This window comes from Dyella kyungheensis, assembly GCF_049913195.1.
In the GTDB taxonomy this organism is placed as follows: domain Bacteria; phylum Pseudomonadota; class Gammaproteobacteria; order Xanthomonadales; family Rhodanobacteraceae; genus Dyella; species Dyella kyungheensis.
Map to the genome: position 1 here is coordinate 943,496 of NZ_CP183983.1, position 19,154 is coordinate 962,649.

Consider the following 19,154-nt stretch of genomic DNA (forward strand, 5'->3'; position numbering starts at 1 on the left):
CGTAAAAATTACGGCGCAGCGCTCGCTGCTGCGCCGTTGCTCGCCGGCCCGATATTGCGGTCGAGGAAATCCAGCAGCTTGTCGTACAACGCCAGCCGATGTTGCTGCAGGAAGAAGCCATGGCCTTCCTGCGCCTCGGTCAGCGATTCGTAGTGCTTGCCCTGTTTGTCCAGCGCCGAGGTGAAGGCGCTGAAGTGGGCGTACGGGGCGCGGGCATCGAGTCCACCATGGATCAGCAACAGATTGGCCTTGATGCGATCTACGCCAGCCACGGGCGAGCGGCGCAAAAGCTCGGCCCGGTCATCGCCCAGGACCATGTTCAGGTAATCCGCGCCGGAGTCCGAGCGATGCGTATCGCTCTTGTCCAGTTGGATGCGCAAGTCGTAGACGCCCGCGTAGCCGATAGCGCAGCGATACAGGTCGGGTTCGCGCACCACGCCCTCCAGCGCGGCATAGCCGCCATAGCTGCCGCCGTAGATGCAGATGTGTCTGGCGTCGGCATGACGCTCGCGGATGGCCCATTGGGTGGCGTCGGTAAGATCGTCCTGCATGGCAGCGCCCCATTGGCGATAACCGCGTGCCTCGAATTGCGAGCCGAAGCCGCCTGAGCCGCGATAATTCACCTGCAGCACGGCGTAACCGCGGGAGGCCAGCAACTGGGTTTCTTCGTCGAACTCCCAGCGGTCGGCGACGCCGTGCGGGCCGCCATGCGGCAGCACGACCAGAGGGAAGGGACCATTGCCGGAGGGCTCGGTGAGAAAGCCATGCAAGACCACGCCGTCGCGTGCCGCCAGTTCGATCGGCGTCATCGCGTGCATCTGTTTGGGCGAAAGCCAGCGGCGCGCACTGAACAGGTACCGGGCCTGCCGCTTGTCCAGGTCGAACAGGTAGTAATCACCGGGATCGCGATCGCTGCTTACGGTGACGATGGCGAGGCTGCCATCGTCGGTAAACGAGGTCAGGCGAACGAGCTGTCCGGGAAAGCTCTTGCCCACCGCTTCGCTGATCTGCGCTTCGCGGCTGTCGGGGTCGATGTAGTGCACGCCGCGCACGCCATCGTTGGTCACCACGCCATAAATGTCTTGATGGTCCGCGGTGGCAAGCACCGCGCCCGGATCGCTGAAGCTGCCTCGATACACCAGGCTGCGTTGGCCGGTTTGCAGGTCGAGCAGTTCGAGTGAGCGCGGGCCCTCGTCGTGCGTCACCTGCACGTAAAGTCGGCGGTTGTCGCGCGCAAAGCTCACCGGTTCGATCGCGACATGCGTCTTGGCCGAGTCGTTGAACAGCGTCCAATCCTTGCCCGCCTCGCGCACCCACAGCTTGGGTTGATGGTAAGTGCCGCCTGACGCGGCGCGCGGTTCGCCAAGATGATCCAGCACGATGTCCGTATCCGGTGCCGGCCCGCCGATCACGCGCTTGCTGTCGCCATTGACGACATCCAGGCGTTCGATGGAAGGCGTGCTGCCGGCGGGGTCGTCGGTGAATGGTTGTGTCTGCACCAGCGCGTAGCGGCCGTCCTGGATGGGTGCACCCTCGACCGGTCGCGCATAGGCTTCGCGCACTCGGCCGCCACGAAGCATGTGGTTGCTGTCGCCATAGGTGCCGCCCCGCCAGCCGAACAGGTAGGTGCCATGGCTGCCGTCGGCATCGAAGGCGATCAATTCGCCGGTATCGGAAGGTCTTTCCAGGCTGTCGGTGCGCACCGCGAGCGCCATCATCAGGCGATGCTCGTTGGTCCACCGGTAGTGCCCGATCATGGTGCGGCTGCCCGAGCGAACGGTAGCCACCGGCTTGACCGTCGCCGTATCGATGATGGCCAGCATGTTCTCGTAGGGAGTGTCCGGCCGCGGCACCAGCGCTGCGATGTGCTTGCCGTCGGGCGCGAGCTGTACGTCAGCGAATTCGGCTGGCCGTACAAAATCGGCGACGGTAGGCGTGGTGCCAGCGAATGACGGCGCTGCCGGCACCAGACAGGCAGCAACGAAAGCAGCCATCAAGGCCGTGCGGACGAGGCCTGGCATAAGCATTCCCCTGATTCCCTTCGCGGTTCCCCGTGAGGCGATGCTAGCGCATGGCCGCGGGGTGATCGCAAGTCCATGCGGCGCGTCATCACGTCGTCCTTCGCTGCTTATTTTTCGTCCAGTTTTGTTGCGTTGCGGAATGAAAAGAGGCGGCACTCGCGGACGCCAGGATCGCTCTCGCAGCGCGATGCTTCCACGACCTGCGCGGATCCACCGAGTGGATTTGAAGACGGCGCGCCATGACACCAGTGTTTGGACGTCTGTCCGTCCAGATAGCAGACCAGTTATTCGTCTTGACTCCATCTTGCACGTCAATTCGTAATACCAGTGTCCTGGGTGGTCCGCATGCCACAAGCAGTCCACTTGGGCGACGGAAAACAGTGCAAAAAAGCCGGCGCCAAGCCTCTGGAAGATGCGCGTTTTTTTGTTAGTCTCGATGTATGACTACTGATAATCCGCTGCGACGCACAAAAATTGTTGCCACCCTCGGTCCTGCGACCGACGCGCCTGGCATGCTCGAAAAAATCATCGCCGAAGGCGTGGACGTGGTTCGCCTGAACCTCTCCCACGGCCAGCCGGACGATCACCGCGCCCGCGCGGTGGCCGTGCGTGATGCGGCGACCAAGCTGGGCCGCGAGGTGGGCGTGCTCGCCGACCTGCAAGGTCCGAAGATCCGCGTCGAACGTTTCGCCAACGGTCCGGTGGAACTGCGCGTCGGCGACAGCTTCGTGCTCGATTGCAGCCCGGGCGCGCCGCTGGGCGACCAGACCCGTGTGGGCGTCAGTTACTACGACCTGCCCAAGGACGTCTCGGCAGGCGACGTGCTGTTGCTCGACGATGGCCTTGTCGCGCTCACCGTCGAATCGGTGGTTGGCCAGGAAATCCGTTGCCGTGTGCTGATCGCCGGCAAGCTGTCCGATCGCAAGGGCCTCAATCGCCAGGGCGGCGGCCTGTCCGTTTCGGCGCTGTCGGACAAGGACAGGGCGGATATCAAGCTCGCCGCCGAGATCGGCTGCGACTTCCTCGCCGTGTCGTTCGTGCGTTCCGCCGCCGATATGAATGAAGCGCGTCGCCTGCTCGAAGAAGCCGGTGGCAAGGCTTCGCTGGTGGCGAAGATCGAACGCGCCGACGCCATCCCGGTGCTGGGCGAAATCATCGACGCCTCCGACGTGGTGATGGTGGCGCGCGGCGACCTGGGCGTGGAGATCGGCGACGCCGAGCTGCCGGGCCTGCAGAAGAAGATCATCCGCGAGTCGGTGCAACGCAATCGCGCCGTCATCACCGCGACGCAGATGCTGCAGTCGATGGTGCGCTCGCCCATCCCGACCCGCGCCGAAGTGATGGACGTGGCGAACGCCGTGATCGACGGCACCGACGCCGTGATGCTTTCGGAAGAGTCCGCTGCCGGTGCGCATCCGGACAAGGCCGTGGCCGCGCTGCGCCGCATCTGCCTGGGTGCCGAACGCCAGTTCGAGCCGAAGGAAGATCCCGCCACGCAGGGTCATCTGCTCGACCGCACCGACCAGGCCATTGCACTTGCGGCGATGGTGCTGGCGGCCCAGCTGGGCGTCCGCGCCATCGTGGCCTTGACCGAATCGGGCGCCACCGCGCAGTGGCTGTCGCGCTACCGTAGTGCGGTGCCGATCTACGCTCTGTCGCCGTTCGACGATGCGCGCCGCCGCATGTCCATCTTCCGCGATGTAACGGCGGTGAAGTTCACCCACGTATCGCAGACGCCGGCCGGCTCGGCTCGCGACGCGGTGCGCCAGCTGTTCTCCGAAGGCCGGCTCGTCGAGGGCGACCGCGTGGTGCTGACCCATGGCGATCACATCGGTCAGGGCGGCGGCACCAATACCCTCAAGCTGCTCTCCGTGGGCGCCGAGGGTGTGGTGGAGTGCCTGCGGGACCTCTGACCGCTCGTTGAGATGCCTCGTCCGTCGATCCGGTGTGGGCCGGGTCGGCGGGCGATGGCTCTCCGTCAACCAACATTTCGCAAGGTGAACCTCACGCTTCACGCCTTCGTCGCCGGCGCCGCGGATAGTGCCAACAGGCCCTAGAATCGGTGCATCGTCCCCGACCACGAGCAGGAGGTTTTCCATGAACACGAAGTCACGTCGCATGACCCAGGCGTTGGTGCTGGCACTGGCCATCACGGGCGCGGCGCCGCTGCTCGCACAATCCCAGGCACGCATGGTGGGCCCCGAGCACATCCAGTCGTACTGGCTGATGTTGAACACCAAGGTCGCCGCCGACATTCCCAACAGCGGCCGCAATATGGACAAGCCCGGTTGCGTGGCCGTGAGCTTCATGATCGGCACCGATGGCGTGCCGCAGAACGTTACCGTGCGCAAAGTGGTGCCGCAGAGCGATCTCGATGCGGTGGCCAAGAGCGTGGTGACCAACCTGCGTTACGGTCCGTCGCTGAAGAACAGCACACACGAGCCCGTGAACACCTACTACATCGTGCCGTTCAACCTGCCGGCCGATGCGGCCCAGAAGCAGGCCATCATCGACGCCTGCAAACTGCCGGGCTTCGAGCAGGCCTGAGGCCTGTCAGGCCAGCGCTGGCGCCGTTCAGGGCCTCCTCAAGGCCCTGCCATGGCTTATGGCCTATAATCTCCGCCTTTCACGACCTTGCCGCCTCCGGGCGGCATCACCTTGTGCGGCCCACACCGCCTAAGTATCCGGAGTTGTCATGAGCATCGAAGATCTCGAAAGCGTTGCCCTCGCGATGGTCGCGCCCGGCAAGGGCATCATCGCCATCGACGAGTCGACCAACACCATCAAGAAGCGTTTCGAGGCCGTTGGCATCGACAACACCGAAGAGAACCGTCGCGCCTACCGTGAGCTGCTGCTCACCGCGCCGAACCTCAATGAGCACATCTCCGGCGCGATCCTGTACGACGAAACCATCCGCCAGTCGACCAGGGACGGCGTGCCGTTCACCCAGGTGATGAAGAAGAACGGCATCATCCCGGGCATCAAGGTCGACAAGGGCCCGGTGCCGCTGGCCGGTTTCCCCGGCGACGTCGTCACCGAAGGCCTCGATGGCCTGCGCGAGCGTCTCGCCGAATACGTGAAGCTGGGTGCGCAGTTCGCCAAGTGGCGCGCGGTGATCAACATCAGCGAAGACAATCCGTCCTCCACGGCCATCGAAGCGAACTGCCACGCGCTGGCGCGTTACGCCGCGCTGTGCCAGGAAGCCGGGCTGGTGCCGATGGTGGAGCCGGAAGTGATCATGGACGGCGACCACAGCATCGAAGTCAGCTACGAAGTGCACGAAGCCGTGCTGCGCAGCCTGTTCAATGCGCTGTACGAGCAGAACGTGATGCTGGAAGGCACCATCCTGAAGGTCAGCATGGTCATTCCGGGCAAGGAATCGGACGAGCAGGCCGAAGTGGAAGAAGTCGCCGAAGCCACCGTGCGCGTGCTCAAGACCACCGTGCCGGCGACCCTGCCGGGCATCGTGTTCCTCTCGGGCGGCCAGACCGACGAGCAGTCCACCGCCCACCTCAATGCGATGAACCGCATGGGCCCGCACCCGTGGCCGCTGAGCTTCTCCTACGGCCGCGCCATGCAGCAGGCCGCGCTGAAGCTGTGGTCCAAGGACATGAAGGCGAACTACGCCGATGCGCAGAAGACCGTCCTGGCTCGCGCCAAGGACAACGGCCTCGCCGCGCTGGGCCAGTGGAATGCCAAATAAGCGGTGAAGTCGGCCGCTGGCGCGTCCTGTGAGTGGTGAAGCCGCTCGCTGCGCTCGCTGTAAAAGGTAAAAAGAAAAGGGCGCCGTGAGGCGCCCTTTTTGTTTTTCCGCTAACCGCAACCCGCTCTTGCCATTGACCATTCACAGCGAGCGCAGCGAGCGACTTCACAGGCCGCGTAGCGGCCGGCTCAACCAACTCAGAACCGATATTCAGCGCTCACGCTATACAAATTCGTCGGCAGGCGGATGTTCTTGTCGCTCTGGCTGCCGTCGTAGTAGTCCCAGTTCAGGCCAACGCTGATGTTCTTGTTGATGTTATAGCCCGCACCCAGGCCGGCGTAGTAACGGGTGCTGTTGAAGTTGACCATCTCCGGATTGAGCTTGTCGTCGGTCAGACCCGAGCCCTTGGCGAAGAAGGCGCCGCCACGGACTTCGCCGTACCAGTTCGGGCTGAAGCTGTAACGCAGGTTCAGGCCGGCGGTCGCGCCCTGCAGCTTGGACTTGCCGTTGTCGCCGTTGTAGTTGGCGTAGTTCTGGGTGTACTGGCCACGCGCGTCGGCACGGCCCAGGTAGACGTAGCCGACTTCGGCACCCAGCGAGGTGTCCGGGTTGAGGGCAAAGCGGTAACCGCCCTTCACGCCGCCAGCGAAATTGCCGTTGTCATAAGGTCCCTTCTGGACCTGGCCGTAGCCGGCATTGGCGCCGACGTACCAGCCCTGCTGGGCATTGCCTTGGACGATGTCCTGGGCAAAGGCCGGGACAGCGGCGAGGCCAGCGGTAGCAAGGGCGAGAGCAAGAATGGTGTTCTTCATGGGGGCACTCCTCATCATCTTATTGGGCCAGGCCGCGGCGCCGGGGGTTCGGTGGAGCGCGGCTGGGTACCCCGTGTGGGCGGTACTTTTACTTAGATGGTGGGGTCGTCAGATAGTTTCAATACTGATTAGTTCATTATTAAGGTCGAGTTAATTTTCTTAACAATTGGCTAAGTGGGCGTGACTGGGGGACAGGGCCGAGCGGGATCGGCGACAATGCGTGCTTTTATTGGCCGCCTTCCCCGGAGACCCCTAGATGACAACCCGTCGCGAACTTGCCAACGCCGTACGCGCCCTCGCCATGGACGCTGTGGAGAAGGCCAATTCCGGCCACCCGGGCATGCCCATGGGCATGGCGGACATTGCCGAAGTGCTGTGGAACGATTTCCTCCAGCACAATCCGACCAACCCGAAGTGGTTCAACCGCGACCGGTTCGTACTCTCCAACGGCCATGGCTCGATGCTGCAGTACGCACTGCTGCACCTGACCGGCTACGACCTGCCGATGGATCAGCTCAAGCGCTTCCGCCAGCTGCATTCCAAGACCGCCGGTCATCCGGAAGCGAGCGAAACCCCAGGCGTGGAAACCACCACCGGCCCGCTGGGCCAGGGTCTGGCCAACGCGGTCGGTTTTGCACTGGCCGAGAAGGTGCTCGCCGCACACTTCAACCGTCCCGGCCACGAGATCGTCAACCACCACACCTATGTGTTCCTCGGCGATGGCTGCCTGATGGAAGGCATCTCGCATGAAGTCGCCTCGCTGGCCGGCACCTGGAAGCTGGGCAAACTGGTGGCGGTGTACGACGACAACGGCATCTCCATCGACGGCGAAGTGCACGGCTGGTTCACCGACAACACGCCGGAGCGTTTCGAGGCGTATGGTTGGAACGTGATCCGCGGCGTCGACGGCCACGATGCCGATGCGATCAAGAAGGCGATTGCCGCAGCCACCAGCCAGTCTGACAAGCCCACGCTGATCTGCGCCAAGACCATCATCGGCTTCGGTGCGCCGCACAAGCAGGGCAAGGAAGAAAGCCACGGCGCTGCGCTGGGCAAGGATGAAGTGGCCGCCGCGCGCGACGCGCTGGACTGGCGCCATGCACCGTTCGAGATCCCGGCCGAGATTTATGCCGGTTGGGATCACAAGAAGGCTGGCGCCGAGCGCGAGCAGAAGTGGGACGACCTGGTGGCGAAGTACGCCGCGGCGTTCCCGGAACTGGCTGCCGAGTTCAATCGCCGCATTGCCGGCGACTTGCCGTCCGATTGGGCTGAGAAGTCGCAGGCCTTCGTCGACAAGCTGCAGGCCGACGGCCCGGAAGTGGCCTCGCGCAAGGCCTCGCAGATGACCATCGACGCGTTCGCGCCGCTGCTGCCGGAACTGATCGGCGGCTCGGCCGACCTGGCCGGCTCGAACCTGACCAAGTGGAAGGGCAGCGTCGACGCCGGCAACGGCTTCGATCCCAAGGGCAACTACGTGTACTACGGCGTGCGCGAGTTCGGCATGACCGCGATCGCCAACGGCCTGGCCCTGCATGGCGGTTTCATTCCGTACGACGCCACCTTCCTGGTGTTCTCCGACTACGCGCGCAACGCCGTGCGCATGAGTGCGCTGATTCCGGCGCACGCGATCCACGTCTACACGCACGACTCGATCGGCCTGGGCGAAGACGGCCCGACCCATCAGCCGGTGGAGCACCTCGCTTCGCTGCGTTACATCCCGAACAACCAGCTGTGGCGTCCGTGCGACGCTGTGGAATCGGCGATGTCGTGGAAGCTGGCGATCGAGCGCAAGGGCAACCCGGCGTGTCTGGTGTTCTCGCGCCAGACCCTCAAGCACCAGCAGCGCAGCGCGCAGCAGGTGGCCGATATCGCGCGCGGTGCCTACGTGCTGTCCGATCCGCAGGACGCCAAGTTCAAGGCGATTCTGATCGCCACCGGTTCGGAAGTGGAACTGGCGATGGAAGCAGCCCGCACGCTGGCACAGCAGAACGTGCCGGTGCGCGTGGTGTCGATGCCGTGCACGGAAGTGTTCGATGCGCAGCCGCTGGAATACCGCGAAGCGATCCTGCCGGGCTGGTGCCGCGCGCGTGTGGCGGTGGAAGCGGCGACGTCCGACTTCTGGCGCAAGTATGTGGGCCTGGACGGCGACGTGGTCGGCATGACCAGCTTCGGTGCCTCGGCACCGGCGCCGCAGCTGTTCGAGCACTTCGGTTTCACCGTGGCCCATGTGGTCGATTCGGTGAAGCGCGTGATCGGCTGAGGCGATAGCGTTGAATGAAAAAAAGCAGCGGCTTGCCGCGGCTTTTTTTTCGCATAGCCCCTGTGGGAGCGCACCCTGTGCGCGACGGCCCATCGGAGCCGCCATCGGGCAGGTTGCCGTCGCGCACAGGGTGCGCTCCCACAAGGTATCGGCTCAAACGCGGGTCACGGTCAAGCCGCCGGGCTTGAAGATCTTCGCGGGAGGCCGTGGCCGCTTTCTGACGACTTGCCGTTCGGCAGGTGATTTCATTCGGCGCGGTGGCTACGCTGGCGACTTGCCAACGCACCTCGCTGAGCCATGAACCCACCCGCACCCTCGCGCTGCGACCATCTACGACAAATGGCCGCCTACAATCGCTGGATGAACGAGAAAATCTACGCGGCTGCGGCCACGCTGCCGCCCGACGAGGTGCTGGCGGATCGCGGCGCATTCTTCGGCTCGATCCACGCCACGCTCAGTCATATCGCCGTGGCCGACACGATCTGGTTGCAACGCTTCGCCGCCCATCCGGCGAACTATGCCGCGCTGGAACCGTTGAGGGGCGTGCCGATTCAACGCGATCTTGCCGCGCAACCCTTTGGCGATCTGGCTGCCCTGACTTCGCACCGGCGCTTTCTCGATGGTGTGATCGAGGCATGGGCGCAGGACGTGAGCGAGGACGATCTCGATCACGCGCTGGCGTACCTGAATACCCGCGGCGAGGCGTTCCGCAAGCCGTATTTCTTCCTGGCGATGCACTTTTTCAATCACCAGACGCATCATCGCGGTCAGGTGACGACGCTGTTGACGCAGGCGGGCGTGGATGTGGGTTCGACCGATCTGTCGAGCTTGATCGACGAGGTCTGATGTCTAACCTGTGGGAGCGCACCCTGTGCGCGACGGCCCCAAGGAGAGGAAACCCCGCAGGTTGCAGTCGCGCACAGGGTGCGCTCCCACAAGGTATCGGCTCAATGGATCGATTGCCCGCTTAACGAGTTAGCAATTGCGCCAGATGTTCCGGGTCGCGAGCCAGCTCATCCGCGCCGGCTTTTTCCAGCTCAGTCCGGCTGCCGAAACCCCACAGCACCCCAACGCCGCGAACGCGATTGGCCACCGCACCGTCGATGTCGAAATGACGGTCGCCGATCATCACCGTGTGTTCCGGCGCGGCGCCGAAATCGGCCAGGGCGGCGGCAATCATGGTGGCTTTTTCGCTGTGCGGGCTGGACGGGTCCGGGCCATATAGACGGCTGAACGCGGCGCCGAACGGCAGGTGTTCGATGATCGGCCGCGCGTGCCGTTCCGGTTTGCTGGTGACTACGGCCAGGGTGTGGCCGGCCGCCTGAAGGCGCCCGATCATCGACTCGATGCCGGGATAGACCGTGTGTTCCTGCCAGCCGATCGCATGGAAGCGCTCGTGGTAGAACTCCACCGCCTGTTCGACACGATCGTGATCGTGGTCGAGCAGCGGTGCGAAGCTGTGCCGCAGCGGCGGACCGATCCAGTGGCGCATCTCCGCAGGATGCGCCACGCCCAGCTGCGTCAGCGCATGGCGGACGCAGCCCAGGATCCCGATCTCCGAGTCGATCAGCGTGCCATCGAGATCAAACAGACAGAGCATTACTTTCCTGCGCGTGCCTTGAGGGCTGCCACCGCCGGCAGTTCCTTGCCTTCCAGGAATTCGAGGAAGGCACCGCCGCCGGTGGAGATGTACGACACGTCTTTTTCGATGCCGTACTTGTCCACCGCTGCGAGCGTGTCGCCGCCACCGGCGATGGAGAAGGCCGGCGAGGCGGCAACGGCACGCGCCAGCGTTTCGGTGCCGTGGCCGAAGGCGTCGAACTCGAACACGCCGACCGGGCCGTTCCACACCACCGTGCCTGCCTTGGCGATCATTTCGGCGTAGCGGCGGGCGGTCTCGGGCCCGATGTCGAGGATCAGCTCGCCTTCCTTCACTTCGTCCACCGGCTTCACCGTGGCGGGTGCATGCGCGGAGAACTCCGGTGCCACCACCACATCGACCGGCAGCGGAACATCGGCGTTGCGGCGCTTGGCGTCGGCGATCACTTTCTTGGCAGCGCCGATGAGGTCGGGCTCATACAGCGAGTTGCCCACCGAGTAACCCATGGCCGCGATGAAGGTGTTGGCGATGCCGCCGCCCACGATCAGCTGATCGACCTTGCCGATCAGGTTTTCCAGCAGGGTGAGCTTGGTCGAGACCTTGGAGCCGGCGACGATGGCCAGCAGCGGGCGGGCAGGTTGTTCCAGCGCCTTGCCCAGTGCGTCCAGCTCGGCCGACAGCAGCGGGCCGGCAGCGGCGATCGGGGCGAACTTGATCACGCCATGGGTGGATGCCTGGGCGCGGTGCGCGGTGCCGAAGGCATCCATGACGAAGATGTCGCACAGCGCGGCGTACTTCTTGGCCAGCGCATCGTCGTCCTTGCCTTCGCCGACGTTCATGCGGCAATTCTCGAGCACCACCACTTCGCCCTCGGCGACGTCGACGCCGTCGAGGTAGTCGGCCACCAGGCGCACCGGCTGGCCGAGCTTGTCGCCCAGCCACTTGGCGACGGGCGCCAGCGAGGACTCGGCGTCGAACTGGCCTTCCTTCGGACGACCCAGGTGCGAGAGCACCATCACCTTGGCGCCGGCATCGCGGGCGGCTTTGAGGGTGGGCAGGGCGGCGTCCAGGCGCTGGGTGGAAGTGATCCGGCCGTTCTCGATCGGTACGTTCAGGTCTTCGCGAATCAGCACGCGCTTGCCGCGCAGATCAAGATCGCTCATGCGGGTAACGGACACGGCGGAACTCCCTCGGGATGGATGCATGGATGCGGACGCCATAGGGCGCGAACCGCCTATTGTCCTGCCCGTTTCCCGGCGATGCAAACCGCGCGACAGGTATCCTAGGGTTCTGGGATCTCAGCGGAAGGGCAAAGTCATGGGTCAGCAACGGGTCTTGTACGGCTACTGGCGCTCCAGCGCGGCCTACCGGGTGCGCATTGCCCTGAACCTGAAAGGCCTGCCGTATGAGCACAAGGCGGTGCACCTGCTCAATCACGGCGGCGAGCAGCACCAGCCGGACTTCCAGGCCTTGAACCCGCAGGAACTGGTGCCCTGCCTGGTCGATGACGGCCAGGTCTTCACCCAGTCGATGGCGATCATGGAGTACCTCGACGAAACCCATCCCGAGCCGCCGCTGCTGCCATCGGTTCCGGCCGGTCGGGCACGCGTTCGCGCGCTCTCGCAGGTCATCTCCTGCGACCTGCATCCGCTGGGCAATCTGCGCGTGCTGCAGTACCTGACCGCTCAGCTGGGGGCGGACGATGCGGGTAAGGGCGTGTGGTCGCGCCACTGGATCAGCCTGGGCCTGCAGGCGCTGGAAGCGATGCTGGCGGGCAACGTGGCGACCGGTCGGTTCTGCCATGGAGACACTCCCGGCATGGCCGATGCCTGCCTGGTGCCGCAGGTGTACAACGCCGTGCGTTGGAAGCTGCCGATGGATGATTACCCGACCATCAACCGGATCCATGAGGCTTGCCAAGAGCTGCAGGCGTTTCAGAAGGCTGCGCCGGAAGCCCAGCCTGATGCTCCGACTGCGGCTTGAGACTTTTTTTTTAACGCAGTGCGAGCGGTCGGTCTTCACCTCGCCGTCATTCCGGCGCACGCCGGAATCCAGTGGCCGCAGTTCCAGGTTTCGCCAAGAGCTTGGGGCCCTGACGCGACAACCTGGCGCATTCGCTACTGGATTCCGGCGTGCGCCGGAATGACGGTGAGGGGACTTGAAGCCGCGCGGCAGGGCTTGTGTCTAGAAGCCCAGCCCGTACGGGTCGTTGCCGACCAGTTCGGTGCTCTCGGTGTTGCCGCCGCTGTCGGACAGGCGGATCTTGAGCGCCAGGCCATCGCGCGAGTCGGCCTTGTTGAGCGCTTCCTCCAACTCGATGCGGCCTTCCTTGTACAGGCGATAGAGCGACTGGTCGAAGGTCTGCATGCCTTCCTGCAGGCTGCGGTCCATCGCTTCCTTGACGTCGTGCACCTGGCCGCGGCGGATCATGTCGCGGATCAGCGGTGTGTTGAGCAGCACTTCGGTCGCCGGCAGGCGGCGGCCGTCCTTGCCGATCACCAGGCGCTGGCTGATCACCGCGCGCAGGTTGAGCGCGAGGTTCATCAGCACGTTCTTGTGCGCCGATTCCGGGAAGAAGTTGAGGATGCGTTCCAGCGTCTGGTCGGCGTTGTTCGAGTGCAGCGTGGCCAGGCACAGGTGACCGGTTTCGGAGAACGAAATGGCCGCTTCCATGGTGTCGGTGTCTCGGATCTCGCCGATCATGATCACGTCCGGCGCCTCGCGCATCGCGTTGCGCAGGGCCTCGTGATAGCTGTGCGTATCCAGGCCGACTTCGCGCTGGTTGACGATGGATTTCTTGTGCCGGTGCAGGTATTCGATCGGGTCCTCGATGGTGAGGATGTGGCCCGAGGAATTCTGGTTGCGGTGGTCGATCATCGCCGCCAGCGTGGTCGACTTGCCCGAGCCGGTGGCACCCACCACCAGGATCAGGCCGCGCGGCTCCATGATCAGCTCGCGGAAGATGCTCGGCAGCTGCAGCTGATCGATGCTGGGAATTTCGCTCTTGATGGCACGGATGACCATGCCCACTTCGCCGCGCTGCTTGAACACGTTGATGCGGAAACGGCCGGCTTCCTTGACGGCCAGTGCCATGTTCAGTTCCAGGTCGCGCTCGAACTGCGGTACCTGGCCCTCGTCCATCAGCGAATAGGCGATTTTCTTCACCATGCCGCTGGGCAGGCCGGTATTGCCCAGCGGGTAAAGCTTGCCCTCGACCTTAATGTTCACAGGGGCGCCCGTCGTCAGGAACATATCCGACGCGCCCTTGTCAACCATTAGCTTGAGGAAATAACCAATGTCCACTCGAATCCCCTAGTTCCGTGCGCATTGCTAAAGTGGATTATGCCCGCCCACAATACGCTGTGACACTCTGAGAGGACTGAGTGATGGTGCACATCTTTTCCCCGCCGAGACAGCGACCCCCGGTTGCCCGTTTGGCGGTTTCGACCCTGACGCTGGCCATGACGCTGGCGTTGGCCGGTTGCGCGTCCACGCCGCCGCCGGACGGGATCCTGAATCAGGCGCAGGCTCAGTTGCGGGCGGCACGCGATGCCGACGCCGCGGTCTACGACCCGATTGACCTGGGCAACGCCCAGGACAAGTTCCAGCAGGCCCAGAACGCCATGGCCAAGCGCGACTACGACGTCGCCGCCCAACTGGCCGACGAGGCCCGGGCCAGCGCCGAACTGGCCCGCGCCAAGGCCCGCCTGGGTGCGGCGCGGTCGCAGATCCAGAACAAGACCTCGGCAAACCAGCAACTGCGCGAGCAGATCGACCAATCCCTGGCCGACCAGCAGCAGGACCAGAACCAGCCCGCCAACTTGCCGCCCCCGCAGCAGACGACGGACATGCCCGCGCCGCCGAGTTCCGCCTTGGGTGAGCCGGTACCGCAGGGGCAGGGTTTCCAGACCTATCCGCAGAACCCCAATCCCGACCAGCCGGCTCCATCGTCGAGCACTGACCAGGGAGGCCACCTATGAAAAAACTGACCCTCCAGCTTTCGACGCTGGTGTTCGCCTTGGCCGCCGTGGGCGCTGCCCATGCCGCCAAGGACGACATGGACGTGGCGCGGCTGAACAACAGCCTCGACCAGCTCTCCAGCGACCCGTCCATCGGCACCTATGCGCAGGCCGAGCAGGCGCGCGCCCGTGACGCCGTGAACCAGCTGTCCCAGGCCCGTTCGCGCGATCGCGCGCATGCGCTCTACATCGCGGAGCGCCGGGTCGACCTGGCCCGCGCCACGGCGCAGTTGCAGGACGCCCAGTTGCAGATCGGCAAGCTCGATCGCGAGCACGACCAGATTCAGCTCGATGGCAGCCGCCGCGAGACGGAAATGGCGCGCCGCGAACTCGAACGCCAGCGCCTGCAATACCAGGCGGCCCAGGAAGAGTCCGATCGCCAGCTTGCCGCGGGCGCTGAAGCGGCCGCCCAGGCCCAGGCCCAGGCCGACCAGGCCAAGAAACTGGCGGCGGCGCAGGCCAAGGTCGCCAATGCCGCCAAGAAGCAGGCTGACCTGGCTGCCCAGGCAGCGCGCGCCATGCGTCAGCAGATGCAGGGCGACGGCTCGACCAACAAGGATCAGGGCAAGTAAGTCCCGATCCTCGATGTGCTCGAAAGGCCGGCGGTCACTCCGTCGGCCTTTTTATTTGTCTGTCCCATGGTCGAGACAAAGGGGTTCGCGGACGACTCTGTTCAAATTTCGCAACGGCGGCGTTGGTGTTGCGCAAAAGACTGTTCTGGCACTCTTTTTTCAGAAAGTTCCATCGTTCGTGGCGGGCCAAATGACGCTTGCATGACCCCAAATCGGGGAGTAGGGTCAAGTTCCCAGGGGGCATCTCCGCGTCCTGGGTCACCGACCTGAGTCATGCACCCATTCTTCCCCTTTCATCGTTATCCGTGCACCGGTCGACCGGCATGGACAGCGGGTGCGTGTGCGTGATTCCTCGTCAGCAGGCGTCCCTGTCAGGTGCCTGCCGTTCTCGCCAGAGGAGGTTCGATCATGTTTGAAAACCAGCAGCGTGATGATGTCGAAGCATTGATGAAGGCAGATGCCGAATTTCGCCGGCTCTACCAGCATCACAAAGAACTCGACAGCAAGGTGCACGATGCCGAAATCGGCGTGCTTCCCATCGATGACATGACGTTATCGGGCATGAAGAAGGAGAAACTCCACGCGAAGGAGCGACTCCAGCGCATGTGGGACAACCGAGCGCACCACATCAACTGATTCTGCGACGTTTTCGCATGAACGCGGCCCCGGCGCCTCACGGCTCCGGGGCCGCGTCGTTTCCGGCATCCGCGTGGGGGCCAAGCCGGGCTCGGTTATCATCGCCTTTCCGAGCGGCCACCAAGAAGCGGCCGCTGACTACAGCAAGGAGTTCTTATGTCGGTCCACCAGAGTGTCCTCGAACTGATCGGACGTACCCCGATGGTACGCGCGCAGCGCCTGGACGTTGGACCGTGTGAGCTGTTCCTCAAGCTGGAAAGCGCCAATCCCGGCGGCTCCGTCAAGGACCGCATCGGCCTGTCGATGATCGACGGCGCCGAAAAGGCCGGCAAGATCCGCCCCGGCGACACGCTGGTGGAAGGCACGGCCGGCAATACCGGCCTGGGCCTGGCGCTGGTGGCGCAGCAGAAGGGCTATCGCCTGATCCTGGTGGTGCCCGACAAGATGAGCCGCGAGAAGATCTTCAATCTCAAGGCGATGGGCGCCGAAGTGGTGCTCACCCGTTCGGACGTGGCCAAGGGCCATCCGGAGTACTACCAGGACATGGCCGAGCGCATCGCGCGCGAAACGCCCGGCGCCTACTTCATCAACCAGTTCGGCAATCCGGACAACCCGGCGGCGCATATCGCCACCACCGGCCCGGAAATCCTGGCGCAGCTGGACGGCAAGGTCGATGCGATCGTGGTCGGCTGCGGCTCGTCGGGCACGCTCAGCGGCCTGTCGAAGTTCTTCGCCCAGCATTCGCCGGAGACCGACTTCGTGCTGGCCGATCCGGTGGGCTCGATCCTTGCGCAGTACATCAACGAAGGCGTGCTCTCGACCAAGTCGGGCAGTTGGATGGTCGAAGGCATCGGCGAGGACTTCCTGCCGGGCATCAGCGATTTCACGCGCGTGAAGAAGGCCTATGCCATTCCCGACAAGGAGAGCTTCCTGGCCGCGCGCGAGCTGCTGGCGAAGGAGGGCATCCTCGGCGGCTCGTCCACGGGCACCTTGCTGGCTGCCGCGCTGCGTTATTGCCGCGAGCAGACCACGCCCAAGCGCGTGGTCACGCTGGTCTGCGATACCGGCAACAAGTACCTGTCGAAGATGTACAACGACTACTGGATGCTCGACAACGGCTTCATCGAGCGCGAGCAGCACGGCGACCTGCGCGACCTGCTGCTGCGCCCGTTCGCCCAGCGCGACACGGTGGTGATCGGCCCGAACGAGTTGTTGATGACGGCGTACACGCGCATGAAACTGTACGACGTCTCGCAGCTGCCGGTGATGGATGGCAGCCGCCTGGTCGGCATTCTCGATGAATCGGACGTGCTGATGCACGTGCACGTGGACGAAGCCCGGTTCCGCGACCCGGTGTCCACTGCCATGATCACCAGCCTGCACATGTTGGACGTGCGCTCACCGATCGAATCCCTGTTGCCCGTGTTCGACCGCGGACACGTGGCCATCGTGGTGGACGGCGACCAGTTCCTGGGCCTGATCACCCGCATCGATCTGCTGAACTATCTACGCCGCAAGGTGCATTGAAGCGCGGGCGGCGAGGCGTTCAGCATAGGCCATCGGAATACCCGCCCATCGCCACGAAAGTTTGCTGAAATCGGTTGCGGCCACAGTCGCGTTTTCGCGACTGTCATGGTCCGCGCTGCTTCAAGGAGTAACAGCTTATGTGTGGAATCGTTGCCGCCGCCGCCCAGCGTGATGTGGCCCCCTTGCTGATTGCCGGCCTCAAGGCGCTCGAATACCGCGGTTACGATTCAGCCGGCCTGGCCGTGCTCGATCGCGGCGAGATCCGCCGCGTACGTGCCAAGGGCAAGGTGCGCGAGATGGAAGCCCTCTATCTCGCCGAACCGTTTCCCGGTGGCACCGGCATCGCGCACACGCGCTGGGCCACGCATGGCGTGCCCAACGAAGCGAATGCGCATCCGCACATGGCGGGCAGCGTAGCCCTGGTGCACAACGGCATCATCGAGAACTACGCCAGCCTGCGCGCGGATCTGCAGTCGCGCGGCCACGTATTCACTTCGGAAACCGATACCGAAGTGATGGCGGCACTGATCAACGAACACGTGCAGTCGGGCATGAACCTGCGTGATGCCGTGCTGGCCACCGTGCGCGAACTCGAGGGCGCCTATGCCATTGCCGTCGTCAGCAGCAAAGAGCCGGGTCGCGTGGTGGGGGCGCGCCACGGTGCGCCGTTGCTGGTGGGCGTGGGCATCGGCGAGCACTTCCTGGGATCGGATGCGCAGGCGCTGATCCAGGTCACCAACAAGATCATCTATCTCGACGAAGACGACGTCGCCGAAATCACCCGCGACCAGGTGGACATCTACAACCTGCACGGACAGCGCGTCGAACGCTCCATGCACGAGAGCGAGCTCTCGGCCGATGCGGTGGAGCGGGGCGAATACCGCCACTACATGCAGAAGGAAATCTTCGAACAGCCCGCGGCCGTGGCCGCGACGCTGGAAGCGCGCATCGGTCCGCACGGCGTGTTGCCGAACATCTTCGGCGTCGATGGTGACGAGCTGCTCGCCAAGGTGCGCGGCCTGCACATCATCGCTTGCGGCACCAGCTATCACGCGGGTCTGGTGGCCAAGTACTGGATCGAAGAGCACGCGCGCCTGCCGGTGAGCGTGGAAGTGGCCAGCGAATACCGCTACCGCGAAGCCGTGGTGCCGGATGGCACCTTGTTCGTGGCCATTTCGCAGTCGGGCGAAACGGCCGATACGCTGGCCGCGATGCGCGAGTCGCGTCGCCGTGGTTATTTGGGCACGCTGGCGATCTGCAACGTGCCCGAGTCGTCCGTGGTCCGCGAGTCCGACCTCAAGTTGATGACGCGCGCGGGCCCGGAAATCGGCGTGGCCTCCACCAAGGCCTTCACCACCCAGCTCGCTGCCCTCGGCTTGCTTACGTTGCACCTGGCGCACCACCGCGGCATGGACAACGGCCGCTACATTGATCTTTGCGCCCAGCTGCAGCATCTGCCGCGTGCGCTCGAAGATGCGCTCAAGCTGGAACCGCAGGTGATCGAACTGGCCGAGCACCTGATCCACCGCCAGCACGCGCTGTTCCTGGGGCGCGGCGCGCAATATCCGGTGGCGCTGGAAGGCTCGCTTAAGCTCAAGGAAATCTCCTACATCCACGCCGAGGCCTATCCTGCCGGCGAACTGAAACACGGCCCGCTCGCCCTGGTGGACGAAGACATGCCGGTGATCGCGGTAGCCCCCAACGGCCCGCTGCTCGACAAGCTCAAATCCAACCTGCAGGAAGTCCGCGCCCGCGGCGGCGAACTGCTCGTCTTCGCCGATGGCGAGGCCAGCCTCGAAGGCAACGGCGCGCGTGGCGTCACCTTGCGCATCAACGGCGGCGGCGACTTCATCGCCCCAGCTGTGTTCACCGTGCCGTTGCAGTTGCTCGCCTATCACGTGGCGGTGCTGCGAGGTACGGATGTGGATCAGCCGAGGAATTTGGCGAAATCGGTGACGGTGGAATAGCCCTGCCTTCAAGATACAAAAAAGCCGCAAACGCGCG

The 19,154-nt window shown here is 64.3% G+C and carries 16 protein-coding genes; 11 read left to right on the forward strand and 5 right to left on the reverse strand.

From position 1 onward, the window contains the following. Positions 1-8: 8 nt before the first annotated feature. A complete protein-coding gene (locus ACN9MB_RS04040) occupies positions 9-2,021 on the reverse strand; it encodes an alpha/beta hydrolase family protein (protein ID WP_426270859.1) in 2,013 nt (670 codons plus the stop codon). Between the two features lie 440 nt (positions 2,022-2,461). Here ACN9MB_RS04040 and pyk point away from each other — a divergent pair, with 440 nt between their 5' ends. The 3 genes from pyk to ACN9MB_RS04055 all read left to right on the forward strand — a co-directional run bounded on the left by pyk (position 2,462) and on the right by ACN9MB_RS04055 (position 5,724). Continuing rightward, on the forward strand, positions 2,462-3,934 hold the full coding sequence (gene pyk / locus ACN9MB_RS04045; RefSeq protein WP_204636079.1) for a pyruvate kinase: 1,473 nt from the start codon (positions 2,462-2,464) through the stop codon (positions 3,932-3,934). A gap of 184 nt (positions 3,935-4,118) precedes the next feature. Beyond that, positions 4,119-4,568, forward strand: a complete 450-nt coding sequence (locus ACN9MB_RS04050) for an energy transducer TonB (RefSeq protein WP_426270860.1) — start codon at positions 4,119-4,121, stop codon at positions 4,566-4,568. Positions 4,569-4,716: 148 nt separating this feature from the next. Beyond that, positions 4,717-5,724 (forward strand): class I fructose-bisphosphate aldolase, encoded by a 1,008-nt coding sequence (locus tag ACN9MB_RS04055; RefSeq protein ID WP_426270861.1) that lies wholly within the window; start codon positions 4,717-4,719, stop codon positions 5,722-5,724. 197 nt (positions 5,725-5,921) lie between these two features. Here ACN9MB_RS04055 and ACN9MB_RS04060 read toward each other — a convergent pair whose 3' ends face one another. After that, positions 5,922-6,536 carry an outer membrane beta-barrel protein gene (locus tag ACN9MB_RS04060; protein ID WP_426270862.1) on the reverse strand — a complete coding sequence of 205 codons (615 nt, stop codon included), beginning with the start codon at positions 6,534-6,536 and terminating at the stop codon, positions 5,922-5,924. A 256-nt stretch (positions 6,537-6,792) separates the two neighbouring features. Between ACN9MB_RS04060 and tkt the strand changes: the two genes are divergently transcribed. After that, positions 6,793-8,796, forward strand: coding sequence for a transketolase (tkt, locus tag ACN9MB_RS04065; protein ID WP_426270863.1), 2,004 nt, complete (start codon positions 6,793-6,795; stop codon positions 8,794-8,796). A 339-nt stretch (positions 8,797-9,135) separates the two neighbouring features. Further along, complete coding sequence (locus ACN9MB_RS04070) at positions 9,136-9,642, forward strand: DinB family protein (protein WP_426270864.1); 507 nt, start codon at positions 9,136-9,138, stop codon at positions 9,640-9,642. Positions 9,643-9,763: 121 nt separating this feature from the next. Here ACN9MB_RS04070 and ACN9MB_RS04075 read toward each other — a convergent pair whose 3' ends face one another. Then, complete coding sequence (locus ACN9MB_RS04075) at positions 9,764-10,396, reverse strand: HAD hydrolase-like protein (protein ID WP_426270865.1); 633 nt, start codon at positions 10,394-10,396, stop codon at positions 9,764-9,766. Further along, complete coding sequence (locus tag ACN9MB_RS04080; protein ID WP_204636086.1) at positions 10,396-11,574, reverse strand: phosphoglycerate kinase; 1,179 nt, start codon at positions 11,572-11,574, stop codon at positions 10,396-10,398. Before ACN9MB_RS04080 ends, ACN9MB_RS04075 begins: the two co-directional genes overlap by 1 nt. 139 nt (positions 11,575-11,713) lie before the next feature. Here ACN9MB_RS04080 and maiA point away from each other — a divergent pair, with 139 nt between their 5' ends. After that, positions 11,714-12,379: a maleylacetoacetate isomerase gene (maiA, locus tag ACN9MB_RS04085; RefSeq protein ID WP_426270866.1), complete on the forward strand. Its 666-nt coding sequence runs from the start codon at positions 11,714-11,716 to the stop codon at positions 12,377-12,379. Between the two features lie 201 nt (positions 12,380-12,580). Here the strand turns inward: maiA and ACN9MB_RS04090 are convergent, their stop codons facing one another. After that, positions 12,581-13,699 (reverse strand): PilT/PilU family type 4a pilus ATPase, encoded by a 1,119-nt coding sequence (locus tag ACN9MB_RS04090; RefSeq protein WP_204636088.1) that lies wholly within the window; start codon positions 13,697-13,699, stop codon positions 12,581-12,583. Positions 13,700-13,830: 131 nt separating this feature from the next. Between ACN9MB_RS04090 and ACN9MB_RS04095 the strand changes: the two genes are divergently transcribed. The 5 genes from ACN9MB_RS04095 to glmS all read left to right on the forward strand — a co-directional run bounded on the left by ACN9MB_RS04095 (position 13,831) and on the right by glmS (position 19,117). Next, positions 13,831-14,376, forward strand: coding sequence for a DUF4398 domain-containing protein (locus ACN9MB_RS04095; protein ID WP_426270867.1), 546 nt, complete (start codon positions 13,831-13,833; stop codon positions 14,374-14,376). Further along, positions 14,373-14,987 carry a DUF4398 domain-containing protein gene (locus ACN9MB_RS04100; protein ID WP_204636089.1) on the forward strand — a complete coding sequence of 205 codons (615 nt, stop codon included), beginning with the start codon at positions 14,373-14,375 and terminating at the stop codon, positions 14,985-14,987. The genes ACN9MB_RS04095 and ACN9MB_RS04100 overlap by 4 nt, the downstream gene beginning before the upstream one ends. Positions 14,988-15,395: 408 nt before the next feature. Further along, the gene (locus ACN9MB_RS04105; protein WP_204636090.1) at positions 15,396-15,623 is read left to right on the forward strand and encodes a YdcH family protein; all 228 of its coding nucleotides are present in this window, start codon (positions 15,396-15,398) and stop codon (positions 15,621-15,623) included. A gap of 156 nt (positions 15,624-15,779) precedes the next feature. After that, positions 15,780-17,150: a pyridoxal-phosphate dependent enzyme gene (locus ACN9MB_RS04110; protein WP_204636091.1), complete on the forward strand. Its 1,371-nt coding sequence runs from the start codon at positions 15,780-15,782 to the stop codon at positions 17,148-17,150. A 137-nt stretch (positions 17,151-17,287) separates the two neighbouring features. Further along, positions 17,288-19,117: a glutamine--fructose-6-phosphate transaminase (isomerizing) gene (gene glmS / locus ACN9MB_RS04115; RefSeq protein ID WP_426270868.1), complete on the forward strand. Its 1,830-nt coding sequence runs from the start codon at positions 17,288-17,290 to the stop codon at positions 19,115-19,117. The last annotated feature ends 37 nt before the right edge of the window (positions 19,118-19,154 follow it).